A 3,087-nucleotide genomic window follows, 5' to 3' on the forward strand; every position below is an offset into this window, starting at 1 on the left:
ATGCTCCTGGATCGGCTGTCGCCCACCGAACGCGCCGCCTATGTCCTGCGAGAGGCGTTCGACTATCCCTATCCGCAGATCGCCGAGATCCTCCATCACGGGCCCGGCGACGATCGTCCGCCCGCACGGCGGCGCGTCGGTCGCGCTGTTCCTGGCGCCCGCCGCCGCGCTGGTGTTCCGGCGGCGGCACCCGATGGCGGTCGCCTGGCTCACCACCGGGTTCGCCGCCCTGGTGTGGGCCGTGGAGCAGGCCGCCCCCGGCTCGCTGCTGCGGGTGGACGCCGACCACGCCCTCCACCCGGTGGCCTGGTGGCCGCCGACCGCGCCGCTCGCCGCCTACGCGGTGATGGCGTTCCCTCGCGACCCGCGCGGCCCTGTCTGGCGCCGCGCCCTGCCGGTCGCCGCGATGCTCGTCCCGATCGGCCGCCTGTACGACGTGCTTCCCGAGGCGTCGATGCGCCACGCCCCCGCCCAGGACACCGGGAGCGTCGAGGGGATCGTCTTCCGCAGCGTGGTCGTCGTGGTCGGCGGGGCCCTGCTCGGCCTGTACGCCGCCGCGCGCCGCCGCGTCCTGCAGGGCCTCACCGAGCGGGCGGAGAGGGCCGAGCGGGAGCGGCACCTGCTGGCCGAACGGGCCCGCGCCGAGGAGCGCGCCCGCCTCGCCGCCGAGATGCACGACGTCGTGGCGCACCGGGTGACGCTGATGGTGCTGCAGGCGGGGGCGCTGCGCGTCCGGGCGCCGGACGAGCCGACCCGCGCGGCCGCCGAGGAGCTGCGCGGCACCGGCTGCCAGGCCCTCGAAGAGCTGCGCGACGTGATCGGCCTGCTGCGCCGCGACCCGGGCGAGGCGCCGTCCGCGCCCCTGCCGGGCCTGACCGCGCTGGTCGCCGAATCGGCGGCCGTCGGCGTCCCCGTCGAGCTGGCCGAGCACGGCGACCCGCCGTCGGCCTCGCCCGCCGCCCGGCGCATCGCGTACCGGATCGTCCAGGAGGCGCTGACGAACGCCCGCAAGCACGCCCCGGGCGCCGCCGTCCACGTGGACGTCCGCTACCGGACCGACGGCGTGGCCCTGACCGTCCGCAACGCCGCCCCGTCCCGCGAACCGGACGCCGAGCTGGCCGCCAGCGGCTCCGGGACGGGCCTCGCGGGGCTCCGCGAGCGCGTCGAGCTGATCGGAGGGACGTTCGAGGCGGGTCCCCACCGGGGCGGGTTCCGCGTCGAGGCGTCCCTGCCGGCCTACGTCCCCCTCGCCCGGCCCGCTCCATGATCACGGTGCTGCTGGTGGACGACGAGCCGATGGTGTGCTCGCACCTGCGCACGATCCTCGGCGCGGCGGACGACGTCCGGGTGGTGGGGGAGGCGCACGACGGGGCGGCGGGCGTGGAGGCCGTCGTCCGGTACCGGCCGCACGTCGTGCTCATGGACCTGCGGATGCCGGTCGTGGACGGGCTCGCCGCGATCGAGCGGATCGCCGCACTGCGGTCGCCCCCGGTGGTCGTCGCGCTGACCACCTTCGACGCCGACGAGTACGTCATCCGGGCGCTGCGGGCGGGCGCGGCGGGGTTCCTGCTGAAGTCGACCCCGCCCGAGGACCTCGTGAAGCTGGTCCGGGTCGCCGCCGACGGCCACACGGTCATGTCGGCGGCCGCGACGATGCGGCTGCTCGGCACGGCCGACGCCCGCGCGTCCGGGCGCGACCGGACGCGCGCGCTCGTCGGCGGGCTCACCGAGCGGGAGACGCAGGTGCTGGCCTGCCTGGGCGAGGGACTGTCCAACGCGCGGATCGCGAGGCGCCTCCACCTCAGCGAGGCCACCGTCAAGGGCCACGTCTCCCGCCTTCTGGACAAACTGGGCTGCGCCAACCGCACCCAGGCAGGCCTCCTGGCCCGGGACGCCGGCCTGGCCGACCGCCCCGGCTAGGGGGCGTGGCGGCGGGCCCGGCGGACGCCGAACGCCAGCAGGACCGCGCGCACGACCCAGACGGCCAGCGCGATCTGCAGGACGACCAGGAACCCCGTGCCGGGCCCGGCCGTGAAGGCGAGCACCATGAACGCCGCGAACAGGAGCGGGAACGCCGGGAAGAGAGGCCCGGGCCGGCGGCGGGCCATATGCCGCTGACGGCGGTGCCAGGCGGGGTGTCCGGGGCCGCCGAACCCGACCGCCGTGCCCGGCCCCCACGCGTGCCCGAGCGGGGACTCCCACGGGGCCTCCTTCGCGGGTTCGGGCAGCCCGGTCGGGGACGGCAGGTCCCGGACGAGGGCGCGCAGGTCACCGCGCGTCTTGGCGGCCAGCACGGACTCCAGCCGCTCGTCGAGCTCGGGCCGGTCGAGCCTGCCCTCGGCGAAGTGGTCGTGCAGGGCGACCATGACGGCGTCGCGCTCGGCGTCGCCGACGCGGATCTCGTCGTGCCGGACCATGATCACTCCTCGGTGTCGTCGGCCGTCGGCCCCGGGCCGTCCAGGTCGTCGGCCAGGATGCGGTACAGGCTGCGACGGGTCTCCGACAGGACGTCGCGGGCCTGGGCGACCTGCTCGGGCGAGCCGGAGTGGACGATCTGCATCACCGCGGCCCCGGTCTGCGCGGCCTGCTTGAACAGCTCCGGGACGCCCTCGCCGAACTCGGGCGTCATCTCCGCCCACGGCTCGGCCAGCCGCTCGGCGTTCTCCTCCGTGTAGGCGCGGCCCTCCTCGGTGAGATGGAAGGTGCGGCGCCCGCCGGACTCGTCGCCCGCGATCAGCCCCTCGTCCGCGAGCTGCTGCAGCGCCGGGTAGACCGCGCCGGGGCTCGGCTTCCAGGCCCCGTCGCTGCGCTCGTTGATCTCCTGGATGATCTGGTAGCCGTTGCGCGGCTCCTCGGCCAGCAGGACGAGGATCGCCGCCCGGACGTTGCCCTTGCGGGCCTTGGCGCCCCGGCCCCACGGGCCGCCGCGCCCCCGCGCCCACGGCGGGCGCGACGGTGCCCACCACTGAGACCAGGGACACGAAACCGCCGATGATCAGGGTCGAACGCGGCCCGATCTCGACCGGACGGGCGGCGCACCGCCCTTGACGGTCATGGCGTGGCCTGCCTCGCAGGCGCCGATGCTGG

Annotated in this window: 4 protein-coding genes and 2 pseudogenes; 3 read left to right on the forward strand and 3 right to left on the reverse strand. The window is 76.4% G+C overall.

The window, feature by feature from the left end; all coding sequences use genetic code 11:
- The 3 genes and pseudogenes from AB0K37_RS41365 to AB0K37_RS41375 all read left to right on the forward strand — a co-directional run.
- Positions 1-54, forward strand: a pseudogene (locus AB0K37_RS41365) (hypothetical protein); the annotation flags it as partial.
- A 400-nt stretch (positions 55-454) separates the two neighbouring features.
- Positions 455-1,267, forward strand: coding sequence for a histidine kinase (locus AB0K37_RS41370; protein ID WP_363991496.1), 813 nt, complete (start codon positions 455-457; stop codon positions 1,265-1,267).
- Positions 1,264-1,920: a response regulator transcription factor gene (locus tag AB0K37_RS41375; protein WP_363991498.1), complete on the forward strand. Its 657-nt coding sequence runs from the start codon at positions 1,264-1,266 to the stop codon at positions 1,918-1,920. The genes AB0K37_RS41370 and AB0K37_RS41375 overlap by 4 nt, the downstream gene beginning before the upstream one ends.
- On the opposite strand, the gene AB0K37_RS41380 is transcribed toward AB0K37_RS41375, so the two are convergent.
- The 3 genes and pseudogenes from AB0K37_RS41380 to AB0K37_RS41390 all read right to left on the reverse strand — a co-directional run.
- A complete protein-coding gene (locus AB0K37_RS41380) occupies positions 1,917-2,417 on the reverse strand; it encodes a DUF1707 domain-containing protein (protein WP_363991490.1) in 501 nt (166 codons plus the stop codon). The genes AB0K37_RS41375 and AB0K37_RS41380 overlap by 4 nt on opposite strands.
- A gap of 2 nt (positions 2,418-2,419) precedes the next feature.
- Positions 2,420-2,629 (reverse strand): hypothetical protein, encoded by a 210-nt coding sequence (locus AB0K37_RS41385; protein ID WP_363991493.1) that lies wholly within the window; start codon positions 2,627-2,629, stop codon positions 2,420-2,422.
- Positions 2,630-2,677: 48 nt separating this feature from the next.
- A pseudogene (locus tag AB0K37_RS41390) lies at positions 2,678-2,872 on the reverse strand (PadR family transcriptional regulator); the annotation flags it as partial.
- Positions 2,873-3,087 lie beyond the last annotated feature (215 nt).

It is taken from the genome of Actinomadura sp. NPDC049753, from assembly GCF_040674655.1.
Taxonomy (GTDB): Bacteria; Actinomycetota; Actinomycetes; order Streptosporangiales; family Streptosporangiaceae; genus Spirillospora; species Spirillospora verrucosospora.

What these genes read in the sequence shown, in the direction of transcription:
- AB0K37_RS41370 (WP_363991496.1), top strand. Translation starts at nt 455, where the DNA reads ATGCGCCACGCCCCCGCCCAGGACACCGGGAGCGTCGAGGGGATCGTC.
- AB0K37_RS41375 (WP_363991498.1), top strand. Translation starts at nt 1,264, where the DNA reads ATGATCACGGTGCTGCTGGTGGACGACGAGCCGATGGTGTGCTCGCAC.
- AB0K37_RS41380 (WP_363991490.1), bottom strand. Translation starts at nt 2,417, where the DNA reads ATGGTCCGGCACGACGAGATCCGCGTCGGCGACGCCGAGCGCGACGCC.
- AB0K37_RS41385 (WP_363991493.1), bottom strand. Translation starts at nt 2,629, where the DNA reads ATGACGCCCGAGTTCGGCGAGGGCGTCCCGGAGCTGTTCAAGCAGGCC.